Consider the following 15,088-nt stretch of genomic DNA (forward strand, 5'->3'; position numbering starts at 1 on the left):
ACCACTACGCCCAGTGGGAGCAGCAGGCCGCCGACCTCGTCGCCCAGCACTGGAACAACTGACCAGATCAACTGAACGAACACGCTGGCCGGCACCCCCACACGGGGTGCCGGTCAGTCGCATCTTCGGGGCCGTCGGCGGGGGAGGGTACGGCGGTCAGACGCGGTAGCCGGCGGCCCGCGCCGCCTGACGTTCGCGGCGCCGCTCGGAGCGGCGGCGCCGGAACCAGAAGAGGAAGACGACCAGCCCGACCAGGAACGCCAGCACCAGCACCGGCAGGATGATCGCCACCACCGACATGACCACGCTGGTGGCGTCCTCGGCGGTGCTGGCCACGGGCGCGCCGACGCCGGCCGTGGTCGCGTTGATGACCGGCCGGGCGGCGGACTTCAACAGGTGCACGCCGAAGGCGATCAGCACCCCCGTCACCACGGGCACCCACTGGTTGGACGAGAAGAAGGCGCCGGGGTCGCTGACGGTCACGGTCTCCGAGGACGAGCCGGCGCCGAACGCCAGGCCGCCGGCGGTCGGCCGGACCACGGTCTGCACCACGTCGTTGACGTGGTCGACCACCGGGACCTTGTCGGCGACGACCTCGACGACCAGCAGCACCGCGAGGATGGCGACCACCCACCCGTTGCCGAGCCACTGCCAGTTGGAGGGGAGGTCGATCAGGTCGGTGTAGCGGGCCAGCAGCCCCATGGTGAGCAGGGGTATGTAGGCGTTCAGCCCCGCCGAGGCGGCGAGACCGGTACCGGTGAGAACTTCGAGCACCATCTCAGCATCGCACCGGCACGCCAGTGCCGCTCGACGGCGCGGGCCGGGGTCTCCGCTACCCTCGTCGGGTGCGGTTGGTCATTGCGAAGTGCTCGGTGGACTACGTCGGACGGCTCTCGGCCCACCTGCCGCCGGCCACCCGGTTGCTCATGGTGAAGGCGGACGGGTCGGTGTCGATCCACGCCGACGACCGGGCGTACAAGCCGTTGAACTGGATGAGCCCGCCCTGCCGGCTGGAGGAGGCCCCCGGGGTCTGGCGGGTCGTCAACAAGGCCGGCGAGGAGTTGCGGATCACCCTGGAGGAGATCTTCCAGGACACCTCGTACGAGCTGGGCGTCGATCCGGGCCTGCGCAAGGACGGCGTGGAGGCGCACCTCCAGGAGCTGCTGGCGGCCAACCCGGAGGCCCTCGGCGAGGGCTTCACGCTGATCCGCCGGGAGTACATGACCGCGATCGGCCCGGTGGACCTGCTCTGCCGGGACGCCGCCTCCGGGACGGTCGCCGTCGAGGTCAAGCGCCGGGGCGAGATCGACGGCGTGGAGCAGCTCACCCGCTACCTGGAACTGCTCAACCGGGACCCGCTGCTCGCCCCGGTCGCCGGCGTCTTCGCGGCGCAGGAGATCAAGCCGCAGGCCAGGGTGCTCGCCACGGACCGGGGCATCCGCTGCGTGGTGGTGAACTACGACAGGCTGCGCGGCATCGAGCGCGACGAGCTGACCCTCTTCTGAGGCACCGCCAGCGGCCGGCCAGGGCGGGTCACCTGCCGTACAGGACCTTGATGGCCTTCACGAGCCGGGCGACGTCGGCGGGCGTCCGATCGAAGGTCGTCGAGGCCAGCAGCGACCGCGCGCGCCGCCGGGTGACGGCCTTGGCGCGGCTGAACTCGCGCAGCCCGTCCTCGCCGTGGATGCGCCCGAAGCCGGAGTCGCCGACGCCGCCGAACGGCAGGGTGGACATCCCGGCGAAGGTGAGCGACGAGTTGACCGACGCCATGCCCGAGCGCAGCCGCCGGGCGATCGCCACCGCGTGCCGCCGACCGAAGACCGAACCCCCCAGGCCGTACGAGAGGGCGTTGGCTCGGGCGACGGCCTCGTCGGCGTCGCGGACCCGGTTGATGGTCAGCGTCGGGCCGAAGGTCTCCTCGCGTACGGCGACGGAGTCCTCCGGGACGTCCACCAGCACGGTCGGTCGCACGTATGGCGGCTGCACCGCGTCGGCCCCGCCGAGCACCGCCCGGCCGCCCCGGGCGAGCGCGTCGTCGATGTGCCGGCGGATCACGTCGACCTGGCTCGGCATGGTGATCGGGCCGATGTCGGCGTCGTCCGCGCCGACGGTCAGCCGGCCGGCCCGCTCGACCACCTTGCCGACGAACGCGTCGAAGACCGGCTCGACCGCGTAGACCCGCTCGATGCCGATGCAGGTCTGGCCCGCGTTGGTCAGCGCGCCCCAGACGCACGCCTCGGCGGCGGCGTCCAGGTCGGCGTCGGCGTCGACGATCATCGCGTCCTTGCCGCCGGCCTCCAGCAGCACCGGCGTCAGCGACTCGGCGCAGGCCGCCATCACCTTCCGGGCGGTCGCCGACGAGCCGGTGAAGGCCACCTTGTCCACGCCGGAGCGGCAGAGCGCCGCCCCGACGTCGCCGAGCCCGTGCACGGCGGTGAAGACCGGCTGCTCCGGCACCACCTCGGCGAACGTGTCGACCAGCCACTGCCCGACGGCGGGGGTGTACTCGCTGGGCTTGAACACCACCGCGTTCCCCGCCGCCAGCGCGTACGCGGCCGAGCCGATCGGGGTGAAGACGGGGTAGTTCCACGGGCCGATGACGCCGACGACGCCGTGCGGCTGGTATTCGAGGTGGGCGGAGAACTCGGCCAGGACCAGCCGCGAGCGGACCCGGCGGGGTCCCAGCACCCGCCGGGCGTTGCGGGCCGCCCAGTCGACGTGCTCGACGGCGGTGACGACCTCGACGACCGCGTCGGCCACCGGCTTGCCGCCCTCGGCGTGCACCAGCTCGGCCAGCTCCTCGATCCGCCGGGCGAGCAGGCCGCGCCAGCGCAGCAGCCGCTCCCGGCGCCCGGTGAAGCCCAGCCCGGCCCACCACTCGCCGGCCGAGCGGGCGAGCGCGACGGCCCGTTCGACGTCCGCCGCCGTGGCCACCGGCAGGCGCCCGGCCTCCGCGCCCGTCGCGGGGCTCGTCGAGACCAGCCGCCCGTCCTCGATGACCGGGGTACCCGGCACATGCACAGCCGTCATGGCGGAAGTCTAGACCCGAAAATTACTCACCGGTAGGACGTGCCCGGCCGCCCGGCGGCCGTACCGGTCCGCCGCCCTCGGGCACGGGCCGGACCAACCGGCGAACGCGAGGTGTCCGGCCGGGGGCGCGAGGGTGCCCGTGCGGCGGTGGGGGCGGCTACGGTGTGATGGCAGGCTGACGCGGGGTGACCGCGCGGGGTGGAGGGCTGACCGTCCATGGAGGAACATCCGGAACTCAGACCGCTGTTGACGGTGACCGGCGGGTCGATGCGGGGGCTGAGCTTCCGGGTCGCCCTGGAGCGGCAGGTCATCGGCCGGGCGGCGACCGCCGACATCGCCGTGCACGACGCCCACCTGAGTCGCCGGCACGCAGAGATCTGGCTGACGGGCGAGGGAGCGTGCCTGGCGGACCTGGGCTCCACCAACGGCACCTGGCTGAACGACCGGCGGATCAGCGGCGTCGAGCGGCTGGCCGACGGGGACGTGATCCGCATCGGCCGCACCGAGCTGCGCGTGCACGACCCTGGCGTGGCGCGCACCGACCCGGTGGGGTTCAGCTTCGGGCGGCCCCGCCCGGACCGCCGACCGACCCTGCCGTTGCCGGTCGCGACCCCCACCCTGCCGGCGACGGAACAGGCGGCGCCGCTGGCGCTTCCGGCGGTGCCGTCCGCTCCGTCCTGATCCGGGCCGGCGAGGACCGCCGGCGCGCACACCTGCCGGTGGTGCCGCGTGGCGGGCCGGCACATGGACGCGTCGACGCCGTCGTGGCAGCATCCGGCGGATGGAGACGGGACAGCGGCAGGTGGCGGCGAACGGAATCACCCAGGCGGTACGGGTGGCCGGACCGCCGGACGGGGTGCCCGTACTGCTGATCCACGGCAACTGCTCGTCGTCCGCCTTCTGGGAGCCGCTGGTGCGGCGGTTGCCGGCCACCCTCCGGGTGGTCGCGCCCGACCTGCGCGGCTACGGACACACCGACACCGCGCCGGTGGACGCGACGCGGGGCCTGAGCGACTTCGCCGACGACGTCGGCGCGCTGCTGGACGACCCGTCCCTCTTCGCGCCCGGCGCGCGGCCGCTGGTGGTCGGGCACTCGCTCGGCGGCGGCGTGGCGATGCGCCTGCTGGTCGACCGTCCCGACCGGGTCGGCGCGCTGCTGCTCGCCGCGCCCGTCTCGCCGTACGGCTACGGCGGCACCCGCGACCTGACGGGCACGCCGACCACCGCCGACTTCGCCGGCACCGGCGGGGGCACCGCGAACGGTGACTTCGTCGCGCGGCTGGCCGCCGGCGACCGGGGCGCGGACGGCCCCACCAGCCCGCGCGCCGTGCTGCGGGCCACCTACGTGGCGGACCCGGCCGCGCTCGGCGACGACGAGGAGCTGCTGCTGGAGAGCGTCCTCTCCACCGCCACCGGCGACGACAACTACCCGGGTACGGCGGTGGCCTCGGGGAACTGGCCCGGCACCGCCCCGGGCGGGCGCGGCGTGCTGAACGCCCTCTCCCCGGCGCACTTCCGGGTCGCCGACGAACTCGTCGCCGTGGCCGCGAAGCCGCCGATCACCTGGATCCACGGGGACGCCGACGTGATCGTCTCGGACACCGCGCTGATGGACCTGGCCCATCTGGGGTCGCTGGGCGTGCTGCCCGGCTGGCCGGGGGAGGAGGCCTGCCCGGCCCAGCCCATGGTGGGGCAGACGCGGGCGGTGCTGGAGCGTTACGCGGCGGCCGGCGGGGCGTACCGGGAGGTGCTGCTGCCCGGCTGCGGGCACAGCCCGCACCTGGAGCGGCCGGCCGAGTTCGTCGCCGAGCTGCTCCGGCTGGCCGGCGGGCCCGCCTGACCGCGCCGGCGGCCCGGCGGGGCCCGTGAAATTGCCCACGGCGCCTCGACAGCGAAACGACAGGTGGCAGACTCGCGCGCATAACCTTAATGGTCGTTCATGCGGCCGGCGAGCATGGAGGAGGTTGGTCGTGGCGCGCGATTTCACCAGCGTGGGTGTTGTGGGCCTGGGCACCATGGGTGCCGGCATCGTCGAAGTGTTCGCGCGTAACGGGATCGACGTCGTCGCCGTCGAGGTCTCCGAGGGCGCGATGGAGCGTGGCCGGGCCATCCTCACCGGGTCGACGGACCGGGCCGTGGCCAAGGGCAAGCTCGCCGAGGCCGACCGGGACGCGCTGCTCAGCCGCGTGCGGTTCGCCGTCGGGCTGGACGCGCTGCACTCGGTGGACCTGGTCGTCGAGGCGGTGCCCGAGCACCTGGACCTCAAGCAGCGGATCTTCGTGGAGCTGGACCGGGTCTGCAAGCCCGGCGCGATCCTGGCCACCAACACCTCGTCGCTGAGCGTCACCGAGATCTCCGTCGCCACCAGCCGACCCAACCAGGTAATCGGCATCCACTTCTTCAATCCGGCCCCGGTGATGAAGCTGGTCGAGGTGGTCCGGACGGTGGTCACCTCCGCCGACGTGGTCACCGACGTGGAGGCGCTCTGCAAGCGGCTCGGCAAGGTCGACGTGACCATCAACGACCGCGCCGGCTTCATCGCCAACGCGCTGCTCTTCGGCTACCTGAACCACGCCGTCGGGATGTTCGAGTCGCACTACGCCACCCGCGAGGACATCGACGCGGCCATGAAGCTGGGTTGCGGCCTGCCGATGGGCCCGCTGGCGCTGATGGACCTGATCGGCCTGGACACCGCGTACGAGATCCTCGACACCATGTACCGGCGCGGCGGGCGGGACCGCCGGCACGCCCCGGTGCCGATGCTCAAGCAGATGGTCACCGCCGGACTGCTCGGCCGCAAGTCCGGCCGGGGCTTCTACACCTACGAGCGGCCGGGCTCCCCGGTCGTCGTACCCGACGAGCGGACGCCGCCGGTGACGGAGGCGACGCCGGACGGCACCCCCGCGGTCCACGCGGAGGGCGGCACCGGGAGCGCGAGGGGTCAGCTTGCGAACCCCGCGGTCGTGACCAAGATCGGTGTGGTCGGCTCCGGGACCATGGCCACCGGCATCATCGAGGTCTTCGCCAGGGCCGGCTACGAGGTGGTGTCGGTGACCCGGGGCGCGGAGAAGTCCGCCAAGGTCCTCGATGCCGTCAGGACCTCCCTCAACAAGGGCGTGGTGCGCGGCAGGCTCGACGAGGCCGACCGGGACGCCGCGCTCGGCCGGATCAGCTGGTCGGCCGCCCTGGAGCAGCTCGCGGACGTCGACCTCGTCGTCGAGGCCGTGGTGGAGGAGCTGAGCGTCAAGAAGGCCCTCTTCGCCAGCCTCGACGAGATCTGCAAGCCGGGCGTCGTGCTCGCCACCACCACCTCGTCGCTGCCGGTGATCGACGTCGCGATGGCCACCCAGCGGCCCGCCGAGGTGGTCGGGCTGCACTTCTTCAACCCGGCCCCGCTCATGCCGCTGGTGGAGATCGTGGAGACCATCCGCACCTCGGCGGAGACCACCGCCACCGCCCGCGCGGTCTGCGCGGCGCTGGGCAAGAGGGGCGTGGTCTGCGGCGACCGGTCGGGCTTCATCGTCAACGCGCTGCTCTTCCCGTACCTGAACGACGCGGTGAGGATGCTGGAGGCGAGCTACTCCACGGCCGACGGCATCGACCACGCCATGAAGCTCGGCTGCGGCTACCCGATGGGCCCGTTCGAGCTGCTCGACGTGGTCGGCCTGGACGTCGCGCTGGCCATCCAGCGGGAGCTCTACCTGGAGCTGCGCGAGCCCGGCTTCGCGCCCGCGCCGCTGCTGGAGCACCTCGTCACGGCCGGCTACCTGGGCCGCAAGAGCGGGCGCGGCTTCCGCGACCACACCCGTCGCTGAGCGGGTCAACGCCGAGGGCCGGTGACGGCGTCTGGATGGTGTGACCTTCGAGGAGTACGTCAGCAGCCGGGGCCCCGCCCTCATCCGGCTGGCCCGGCTGCTGACGGGGGACGAGCACCGGGCCGAGGACCTCGTCCAGGACGTCCTGGCCCGGGCGTACGTGCACTGGCGGCGGATCGCCCGGGCGGACCGGCCGGACGTGTACGTGCGCCGGATGCTGGTCAACGCCAACAGCTCCTGGTGGCGTCGGCGTAGCAACCGGGAACTGGCCACCGCCGACTTCGCGGAACGGCCGCAGCGCGGCGACCTGAGCGGCGAGACGGCCGACCGGGACGCGATGTGGCGACTCATCCGCGCGCTGCCGGACCGGCAGCGCGCGGTGCTCGTGCTGCGCTACTACGAGGACCTCGACGACGCGACCATCGCCCAGATTCTCGGCTGCTCGCCGGTCACCGTCCGCACCCATGCCATGCGGGCGCTCACAAATCTGCGGGAGCGCTGCGGCGTCCCGACGACGAACGGGAGCCGACCGTGACCGACCTCGACCAGCGGATCGTACGGACGATGCGGGAGCGCGCCGAGGGAACGGTCGACACGGACCGGCTCACCGCGCGGGCGGTGGCCCGGGGGCGTGCCCGTCGCCGACGCCGCCGCATCGGCGCGGGCAGCGCGCTGGGAGTCGTGGCCCTGCTCGGGTTCGTCGGTGCCGGCGCTCTCGGGCCGGTGCCCGGACCACGGTGGCCGGGCGCCGAGCCGGCGGTCGCCGTCGCCGCGCCGGCCCGGGTGCACGGGGCACCCGGCGCCGCGGCCCAGCCCGACCTTGTCGGCAGCGACCCGCATCTGCTGCACTTCACCGTGGACCCGGCCCGGGCCCGCTGGCTCACCTGGCAGTCCGTCGCCGGGGCGGAGGGCGCCCGCCTCGATCTGGGCGGTGGCCGGCAGGTCGCGTTCGACCTTGCCCGGACAGCCGCCGCGGTGGAGGACATGCGCCACGAGGGGATGACCTACCCGGCCGCGCCGGCGGGCGCCGACGCCTTCGACGGCCAGGTGCGGCAGGTGCCCTCGCCCGGGCCCGGCGCGCGGCCCGGGTGGTTCCTGCGCTGGCAGCCGCTCCCCGGGCTGTACGCCCGGGTCTACACGGTGGCCGACGACGGCTCGGTGCTGCGGACGGCCCGGGAGGCGCTGCGCCTCGACGCGGTGCACCGGTGCGCGTCCCCGCTGCGGCTGGGCGAGCTGCCGCCGGAGGCTCGGCTCACGGGCTGCGAGGTGAACGCGATCGGCTTCCCGGACTCGCTCGACGTGCTGCTGCTCGTCACCCGCCCCGGGGACCGCTGGATGCAGGTCCGGTTGCAGTACCACAGCGAGCTGGCCGGCAGCCGCGACGAAGGGAACCGGACGATCGGCGACCGGGCGGCCTACCTCTACCCGAAGGGGGACGAGCTGGAGCTGCTGGGCTTTCCGAAGGCGCACCTGACGGCCCGCTTCGGCTGGCCGAGTCAGGGCTTCACGGAGGCGGACGCCGCCGTCGTGCTGGGCGGGGCGCAGGTCGCCCCGGACCTCACCGACCCGCGAACCTGGGACTGACCGGAGCCGGGGGCCACCCCCGCCCGCCCCGGGGTCGGCCCCGTCGCCGGCACGTACGCTTGGCAAGCGTGAGCCCCCGTCGCAACCGACCCCGCCGCGATGACGCCGCGCATCTCGACCCCGACCGGGCCCGGCAGGGCGTCGCCTCGGTGCAGCAGTGGCGCGACGGCGACTGGCAGGTACGCGGGATCAGCGGCGGCGCGGCCGCCAAGACGTACCGCTGCCCGGGCTGTGACCAGGAGATCCGGCCCGGGGTGGCGCACCTGGTGGCGTGGCCCGCGGACGGGCGCGGCGACCTGACCGACCGGCGACACTGGCACAGTGGGTGCTGGCGGGCCCGGGACCGGCGCGGGCCGGTGGTCCAGCGCGGCCGCGGCGCCCCCCGCTACGGCTGAGCGATCTGGATCACGCTGTTTCCGCCCCGCCCGGCGGCCGCCGGCCGCCCGGGTGAGACTGGAGGGGTGAGCACACCGATCCGCGCGTCCTCCATCCTGCCCGGGCGCCGCGAGGACATCGAACTGCACACCGCGGACGATCTGCGGCTGGTCGGCGAGCTGGCCCGGCCGCTGGACCGCGAGCCGGTGGCCACCCTCGTCTGCCTGCACCCGCTGCCGACGCACGGCGGGATGATGGACAGCCACGTCTTCCGCAAGGCGGCGTGGCGGCTGCCGGCCCTGGCCGACCTGGCGGTGCTCCGCTTCAACACCCGGGGGACCAGCAGCCTGCGCGGCACCAGCGAGGGGGCCTTCGACAACGCGGTCGGCGAGCGCTTCGACGTCGCCGCCGCCATCGAGTACGCGGAGTTCCACGAGCTGCCGGACGTCTGGCTGCTCGGCTGGTCGTTCGGCACCGACCTGACCCTGAAGTACGGCTGCGACCCGGCCGTCGTCGGGGCGATCCTGCTCTCCCCGCCGCTGCGCTTCTCCGACCCGGCGGACCTGGAGCACTGGGCGGAGTCCGGCAAGCCGCTGACCGCGCTGGTGCCCGAGTTCGACGACTACCTGCGCCCCGACGAGGCCCGGGAGCGCTTCGCGGCGGTGCCGCGGGCCGAGGTGGTCGGGGTGCCCGGCGCGAAGCACCTCTGGGTCGGTGACGCCGAGACCGTGCTGGACGAGGTGGTCCGCCGGGTCAACCCGGCCGCCGCCGTGCCGCTGCCGACCACCTGGGACGGCCCGATGGAGACCGGCGACGTCAGCGCGTACGCCGACCGCACGGTGGCCTCCTTCGCGGACCGCCCGGTGCCCGGTCCCGCCGCCGACCGGGCCGGCTGACCGGCCCGGTTCAACGGGAGTCCTGCCGGGGCAGGACCACCTCCCGCAGGACGAGCTGGATCGCGGCCACCGCCGGGATGGCGATCAGCGCGCCCACCACCCCCAGCAGGGAGACTCCGAGCAACGCGGCGACCAGGGCGGCCACCTCGTTGACCGACACCGACCGACGCATGATCTTGGGATAGATCAGGTAGTTCTCCACCTGCTGGTAGACCAGGAAGAACACCGCGCAGGCTATGCCGACGGGCAGGCTCGTGGCGAAACCGACGAGGCTGACGATCACCGCGCCCAGGGTCGCGCCGATCTGCGGGATCAGGTCCGTCACCGCCACCACCACGGCCAGCGCGAACGGGTAGGGCAGCCCGACGATCAGCGCGAAGACGAAGGTCGACGCCCCGGCCAGCACCGCGATGCTGATCGCGCCCACCATGTACGCGCCGACCTTGCCGAGGATCTCGTCCCCGATCAGCCGCACCCGGTCCCGGCGGGAGCGGGGCACCAGCGCGTAGCCGAGGCCGCGGAGCCGGTCGAAGTAGGCCAGGAAGTAGATGGTCAGCACCAGCACGGTCAGCGCCTTGAAGACCGTGCCGAAGACCAGCTGGGCGCCGCCGAGCACGCCGCCGAGGGCCTGGCCGACGGTGTCGGCGTCGGCCGCGTTCCGCACCCGCTCCATCAGGTCGTACCGCTCCACCAGGTCGTTGACGGCCTCGTTGCGGCGCAACGCCTCCAGGTAGCTGGGCAACTGGTCGACGAACTGCCCCGTCTGCGTCACCACCGGCGGCACCAGGGCGAAGAGGCCGCCGCAGAGCAGCAGCACGAGGGCCAGCACGACCACGGCGACGGCCGCCCCGTGCGGCAGCCCCCAGGACCGCAGCCGGACCACGGCGGGGTGCAGGCCGACGGCGAGGAAGAGCGCGATGAGCACCAGGACGAGGATCCCGGCCGCGTTGCGCACGCCGAGATAGAGGGCGTACGCCAGCAGCACCCCCGCCGCCCCGGTGAAGCCGACCAGGAAGCTGTTGCGCCGCAGCGGGAGTCCCGGCGTACCGAAACGGCTCGATCCGGTCACCGGCGGCTCGTCGTGGCCCGGCGCGTCCGTCCGCCCGGGCGCCGTGGCGTGCTCCGGCCCCGGGTCCCTGTCGCCCGGTCCCGGGGTGCTGCCGGGCTCCCGGTCGCCGCTCGGCGCTGTCGGTCCGTCGTCCGCCATCGGACCTCCCTGAACGATTCCCGCCGGACGGGCCCGCACGGGCCCACCTCGGAGGTCTCCACACAGGAGCGTACGCCGCGCGGCGGGCCTCTCCGCCCGGCACGGCCGCGCCACCGCTACCGGCCGACCGGAATGCACCCGTCGGACCTGGCGCACGCCCCGGGCGGCGCGGGCTCCGAGATCCCTTCGGGGCGGCGCCGCGACCCGGGTCGTCGGCCGGTGGGTCGGGTCGGGGTCAGTCCTTCTCGACGACGACCTTGCTCGGCTTGGCGCTGCGCTCGTCGGTGGTCGGCTTCGCCGGTCGCTTGCCGTTCTCGCCGGTGCTGGTGATCTTCGTCGGGGTGGCGTCCCGGCCAGCTTCACCGGGCACCGCCGCCACGGTCGGCTCCCCGTCCACGCCGGCGCTGGCCGTGCCCCCGTCGACGGTGGTCACGGTGGCCTTGTCGTCGGCCGGCTGCCCGGCGCCGGCCGGCTCGATCCGCCCCTTGGCCGGCTGCCCGGCGTCCTCCGGTTCCACCTTGCCAACGGGCTTCCCGTCGGCGGAGGACGCTGCCGCCCCGGCCCCGTCGGTGCCCGCCCCGGCCGCGACCTTCCGCGCGTCGGTCTTCCGCCCGGCCCCGTCCGCCCCGCCCGCGGCCTTCTGCGCGTCGGTCTTCTGCGCGTCGGTCTTCTGCGCGCTCCCGTCCGCCCCGCCCGCGGCCTTCTGTGCGTCGGTCTTCTGCGCGTCGGCCTTCTGGCCGTCGGTCTTCCGTGCGTCGGCGCGGGGCCCGCCGCCGTTGGCCGACGCCGGCCCGCCGCCGGTGAGCACCGGCACGGCCGCGGCGACGCCGTCCGTCCCGCCCGGCCGGTCGGCCGCGCCGAGCAGGCCCAGCCGCAGCTCCGCCACCTGCCGCTGGAGCTCGTCGGACTCCTGCCGGGACTTCCAGGTCTCCTGCCGCAGGTCGGCGAGCTGCTGCTGGGCCTGGGCGATCTCCAACATCACCTGGGCGAGCTGCTGACGGCCGGCGGCGGCCTCCTGCTGCGTGGCGGCCAGGTGCTGCTGGGTGGTGGCCAGGTGCTGCTGCGTCGTGGCCGCGTACTCCTCGAACTGCCGGCGCGACGTCGCGACGTGCTCGTCGGCCCTGCGGCGCTTCTCTGCCGCCTCCGACTCGGCCCGGCCGAGCAACGCCGCGGCCTCCTCCTCGGCGCGCTGGCGCATCGTCAGCGCATCCTGCTCGGCGGCCTGACGGACGGCGGCGGCACCCTGCTCGATCTCGTTCTTCCGGCCGGTGTACTCCGCCTCCAGCGCGGCGCGGCGCGCCTCGAAGCCGGACTCCAGCTCGCCGTGCCGGCTCTTGTGCTGCTGCTCCAGCTCGGCGAGGCGGGTCTTGTACTGCTTCTCCAACTCGTCGCGGCGCTCGGTGAACTCCTGCTCGGCGGCCGAGCGGCGCTGGGCCAGCTCGCGGTCCGCGGCCTCGCGCCGGCTGTTGACCTCCTGCTCCACCCCGGCCCGCCAGGCGCCCAGCTCCTGCTGCGTCTGGGACCGGGCGTGCTGCACGTACGCCTCGGTCTCCGCGCGCATCCGCTGCACGTACGCCTCGGTCTCGGCGCGGCTGCGCCTGGCCGCCTCGGTCGCCTGGGTGGTGAGCCGCTCCGCCTCCTGGTGGGCCTTCTCCCGGGAGGCCCGGCCGGCGGCGGCGGCGTCGTCGATGATCTGCTTGGCGTCCCGCTGCGCCTTGGCGTGGGTGGCCCGGCCGGCCTCGGTGGCCTGGTCGATCAGGCGCTTGGATTCCTGCTGGGCCTTGGCGTGCACCTCCTTGGCGGCCTCGCGCAGCTGGGTCGCCTCCTGCTCGGCCTTGGCGTGTACCTCCCGGGCCGCCTCGCGCAGCTTGGTGGCCTCCTGCTGGGCCCGGTTGTGGATCTCCTTGGCCGCGTCCCGCAGCTGGGTGGCCTCCTGCTGGGCCTTCGCCAGCGCCTCCTGGGCGGCCTTGCGGAGCCGGGCGGCCTCGTCCTTGGCGGCCCCGACCGCGGCGTCCGCCTCGGCCCTGCGCGCCGCGCTGTGCCGCTCCTCCTCGGTCCGGCGGGCGGCCAGCGCGATCTCGAAGTCCTTGAGCGCGGTGGCGGCCTGCTCGCGGGCCTCCTCGACGATGTGCTCGGCGGCGCCGCGACGGGCCTCGATCTCCTCGTTCGCGGCCACCAGGATCGCGTCGGCCTGCTCCTCGGCGAGGGTGAGGATCTGTTCCACCCGAGGGCCGAGGTGGCGGTAGGACACGTTCTCCAGCGTCCCGGAGGACCTGCGCGCCTGCGCGAGGTCCCGCTGGAGCACCTCGACCTGACCGGCCAGCTTGTGGATCTGCGTGTAGGCCTGTTCCCGCTCGGCCGCCAAGGCCGCGATCTCGTGCTCCGCCCGGGCGACGTACCGGTCCACCTGTCGTTTCTCGTACCCCCGCAGAGCGGACTCGAAGCTGGGCTCCGTCGTCACGTCCCCGCCGAGAGCGAACAGTTCCTCGCCGTGCGACATGCCCCCATCCTCACACGCATCCAGTCCGGCTGGGGCGATACGGACGCCCCGGATAGGAGCTACTTCACTACCGACACGCCGGGGCAATTCCCGTGGCCCGCAAACGGATACGGCGCGGGGCGCACCGGTCACCCGGTGTCACCCCGCGCCGTCGGTAATGCCCCGTCCGGGTGACTCAGCCGGACGTCTCGGCGGCCACCCGCTCGTCGGTGCCACCGGCCTTCGTCGCCTCCGGCCTGGCCGGCGCGGCCGGGGGCGAGGCGGGCACGCCCGGCACGATGCCGGCGAGGCCGGAGAGCATCTGGCCGAGCTGCGAGGTGACGGCGTCCTTCTGGCGGGTGAGGTCCTCCACCTCGCGGCGGGCCGCCTGCGTGGTCAGCTCGGCCTCGGTGCGCGCCTCGGTGAGCAGGCGCTTCGACTCGGCCTTGGCCTCGGTGAGCGTCTTGTCGGCCAACGCCTTGGCCTTGTCGACCGTCTCGTTGGCGGTGCGCTCCGACTCGACCCGGCGGGCCTCGGCGCGCTGCTCGATCTCCTTGGCCCGCTCCTGCGCGGCGTGGGCCCGCTGCTCGGCCTCGCTGACCAGCTTCTGGGTCTGCGCGACCTGCGCGGCGTGCCGCTGCGACTCCTCGCGCTCGGCCTTCTCCCGGCGCTCGGCGAGCTGGAGCTCCAGGGCCTGGAGGTCCTTGTCGCGCTTGTCGCGGGCGTCGGTGAGCAGCTTGGTCGCCTCGGCGCGCTTCTCCTCGGCCTCGCGGGCCGCCTTGGCCCGCTGCTGGGTGATCTCCCGCTCGGCGGTGGCCCGCAGCGTGGCGACCTCGCGCTCGACGGTCGACTTCAGCTCGGCGACCTCGTGGGCGGTCACCGTACGCAGCTGCTTGGTCTCCCGGTCGGCGTCGGCGCGCAGCGTGTCGGCCTCGCGCCGGGCCTGGACCCGGACCTCGGCGGCCTCGCGCTCGGCGGCCGTCCGGACGCTTCCCGCCTCCCGCTCGGCGGTGGCCTTCATCGCCGCGGCCTCGGCGCGCGCCTTGTCGGTGATCTCGCGCGCCTCCAGGCGGGCGGCGGACAGGATGCCCTCCGACTCCCGCTTGGCCTCGTTGCGGTGGTCGTTGGCCTGTTCCTCGGCCAGCCGGAGGATCTGCTCGACCCGGGTGCCGAGGCCGGAGAGGGTGGGCCGGCTGTTCTCCTCGAGCTGCTTGTTGGTCTCGGCGAGCTTCTGCTCCAGCGCGCTCATGCGCTGCTCCGCCTGGCGGAGCCGCCGCTGGGCGTCGTTCATCCGCTGCTCGGCCTCGGCGCGAGCCTGCTCGGACTGGGTCAGCGCGGCCGTCATCCGGCCGATGAAGTCATCGACCTGGTGAGTGTTGTAGCCGCGCAGGCCGACGGTGAAATCGGGCTGCGAGTTCGCGTTATCGAAGAACGCAAGAGGGGAGGACTGCTGGGGCATTGGGACATACTCGCAGACTCCCCAGGGTGCTTCGCAAGAGCGGTGCCGAGCTTTCGTGTCCTCTTTACATGGTCAACTGGAGGGCGGCGGAAGGCGTGACGGATCGGCGATCTTGGCAGGTCCCGGGCGCGTCGGCCGGCACGGAGCGTGACATGGAAAAGGGCCGCGGGATGCTCCCGCGGCCCTTTGTCGCGCCATGGTCCGGGTCACTCGAATGAGCGTCCGGCGTCGTGGACGGAAAGA

The 15,088-nt window shown here is 74.0% G+C and carries 13 protein-coding genes; 8 read left to right on the top strand and 5 right to left on the bottom strand.

The window, feature by feature from the left end:
• Positions 1-156: 156 nt before the first annotated feature.
• Positions 157-774 carry a DUF4126 domain-containing protein gene (locus V6V16_RS22665; protein ID WP_334565122.1) on the bottom strand — a complete coding sequence of 206 codons (618 nt, stop codon included), beginning with the start codon at positions 772-774 and terminating at the stop codon, positions 157-159.
• Between the two features lie 71 nt (positions 775-845).
• Here V6V16_RS22665 and nucS point away from each other — a divergent pair, with 71 nt between their 5' ends.
• The gene (nucS, locus tag V6V16_RS22670) at positions 846-1,505 is read left to right on the top strand and encodes an endonuclease NucS (RefSeq protein WP_334565082.1); all 660 of its coding nucleotides are present in this window, start codon (positions 846-848) and stop codon (positions 1,503-1,505) included.
• A gap of 28 nt (positions 1,506-1,533) precedes the next feature.
• On the opposite strand, the gene V6V16_RS22675 is transcribed toward nucS, so the two are convergent.
• Complete coding sequence (locus tag V6V16_RS22675) at positions 1,534-3,030, bottom strand: aldehyde dehydrogenase family protein (protein WP_334565084.1); 1,497 nt, start codon at positions 3,028-3,030, stop codon at positions 1,534-1,536.
• Positions 3,031-3,246: 216 nt separating this feature from the next.
• Between V6V16_RS22675 and V6V16_RS22680 the strand changes: the two genes are divergently transcribed.
• From V6V16_RS22680 to V6V16_RS22710, 7 genes are all read left to right on the top strand, one after another.
• Positions 3,247-3,711: an FHA domain-containing protein gene (locus V6V16_RS22680; RefSeq protein ID WP_334565086.1), complete on the top strand. Its 465-nt coding sequence runs from the start codon at positions 3,247-3,249 to the stop codon at positions 3,709-3,711.
• A 100-nt stretch (positions 3,712-3,811) separates the two neighbouring features.
• Entirely contained in the window at positions 3,812-4,870 is a 1,059-nt protein-coding gene (locus V6V16_RS22685) for an alpha/beta fold hydrolase (protein ID WP_334565087.1), read from the top strand.
• 130 nt (positions 4,871-5,000) lie between these two features.
• A complete protein-coding gene (locus V6V16_RS22690; RefSeq protein ID WP_334565089.1) occupies positions 5,001-6,845 on the top strand; it encodes a 3-hydroxyacyl-CoA dehydrogenase family protein in 1,845 nt (614 codons plus the stop codon).
• 40 nt (positions 6,846-6,885) lie between these two features.
• A complete protein-coding gene (locus V6V16_RS22695) occupies positions 6,886-7,380 on the top strand; it encodes a SigE family RNA polymerase sigma factor (protein WP_334565090.1) in 495 nt (164 codons plus the stop codon).
• The gene (locus tag V6V16_RS22700) at positions 7,377-8,429 is read left to right on the top strand and encodes a hypothetical protein (RefSeq protein ID WP_334565091.1); all 1,053 of its coding nucleotides are present in this window, start codon (positions 7,377-7,379) and stop codon (positions 8,427-8,429) included. The genes V6V16_RS22695 and V6V16_RS22700 overlap by 4 nt, the downstream gene beginning before the upstream one ends.
• Before the next feature lie 68 nt (positions 8,430-8,497).
• Positions 8,498-8,824 carry a hypothetical protein gene (locus tag V6V16_RS22705; protein WP_442934135.1) on the top strand — a complete coding sequence of 109 codons (327 nt, stop codon included), beginning with the start codon at positions 8,498-8,500 and terminating at the stop codon, positions 8,822-8,824.
• Between the two features lie 66 nt (positions 8,825-8,890).
• Positions 8,891-9,700 carry an alpha/beta hydrolase gene (locus V6V16_RS22710; RefSeq protein WP_334565093.1) on the top strand — a complete coding sequence of 270 codons (810 nt, stop codon included), beginning with the start codon at positions 8,891-8,893 and terminating at the stop codon, positions 9,698-9,700.
• A gap of 10 nt (positions 9,701-9,710) precedes the next feature.
• Here the strand turns inward: V6V16_RS22710 and V6V16_RS22715 are convergent, their stop codons facing one another.
• From V6V16_RS22715 to V6V16_RS22725, 3 genes are all read right to left on the bottom strand, one after another.
• Positions 9,711-10,907, bottom strand: coding sequence for an AI-2E family transporter (locus V6V16_RS22715; RefSeq protein WP_334565094.1), 1,197 nt, complete (start codon positions 10,905-10,907; stop codon positions 9,711-9,713).
• 235 nt (positions 10,908-11,142) lie between these two features.
• Entirely contained in the window at positions 11,143-13,407 is a 2,265-nt protein-coding gene (locus tag V6V16_RS22720) for a hypothetical protein (protein ID WP_334565095.1), read from the bottom strand.
• Positions 13,408-13,582: 175 nt separating this feature from the next.
• Positions 13,583-14,845 (bottom strand): cell division protein DivIVA, encoded by a 1,263-nt coding sequence (locus V6V16_RS22725; RefSeq protein WP_334565096.1) that lies wholly within the window; start codon positions 14,843-14,845, stop codon positions 13,583-13,585.
• Positions 14,846-15,088 lie beyond the last annotated feature (243 nt).

It is taken from the genome of Micromonospora sp. CPCC 205561 (assembly GCF_036906775.1).
GTDB lineage: Bacteria > Actinomycetota > Actinomycetes > Mycobacteriales > Micromonosporaceae > Micromonospora.

Bases quoted from the DNA above. Each gene is read 5' to 3' on its own strand.
- V6V16_RS22720 (WP_334565095.1), bottom strand. From the start codon at position 13,407: ATGTCGCACGGCGAGGAACTGTTCGCTCTCGGCGGGGACGTGACGACG.
- V6V16_RS22680 (WP_334565086.1), top strand. From the start codon at position 3,247: ATGGAGGAACATCCGGAACTCAGACCGCTGTTGACGGTGACCGGCGGG.
- V6V16_RS22675 (WP_334565084.1), bottom strand. From the start codon at position 3,030: ATGACGGCTGTGCATGTGCCGGGTACCCCGGTCATCGAGGACGGGCGG.
- V6V16_RS22725 (WP_334565096.1), bottom strand. From the start codon at position 14,845: ATGCCCCAGCAGTCCTCCCCTCTTGCGTTCTTCGATAACGCGAACTCG.
- V6V16_RS22685 (WP_334565087.1), top strand. From the start codon at position 3,812: ATGGAGACGGGACAGCGGCAGGTGGCGGCGAACGGAATCACCCAGGCG.
- V6V16_RS22715 (WP_334565094.1), bottom strand. From the start codon at position 10,907: ATGGCGGACGACGGACCGACAGCGCCGAGCGGCGACCGGGAGCCCGGC.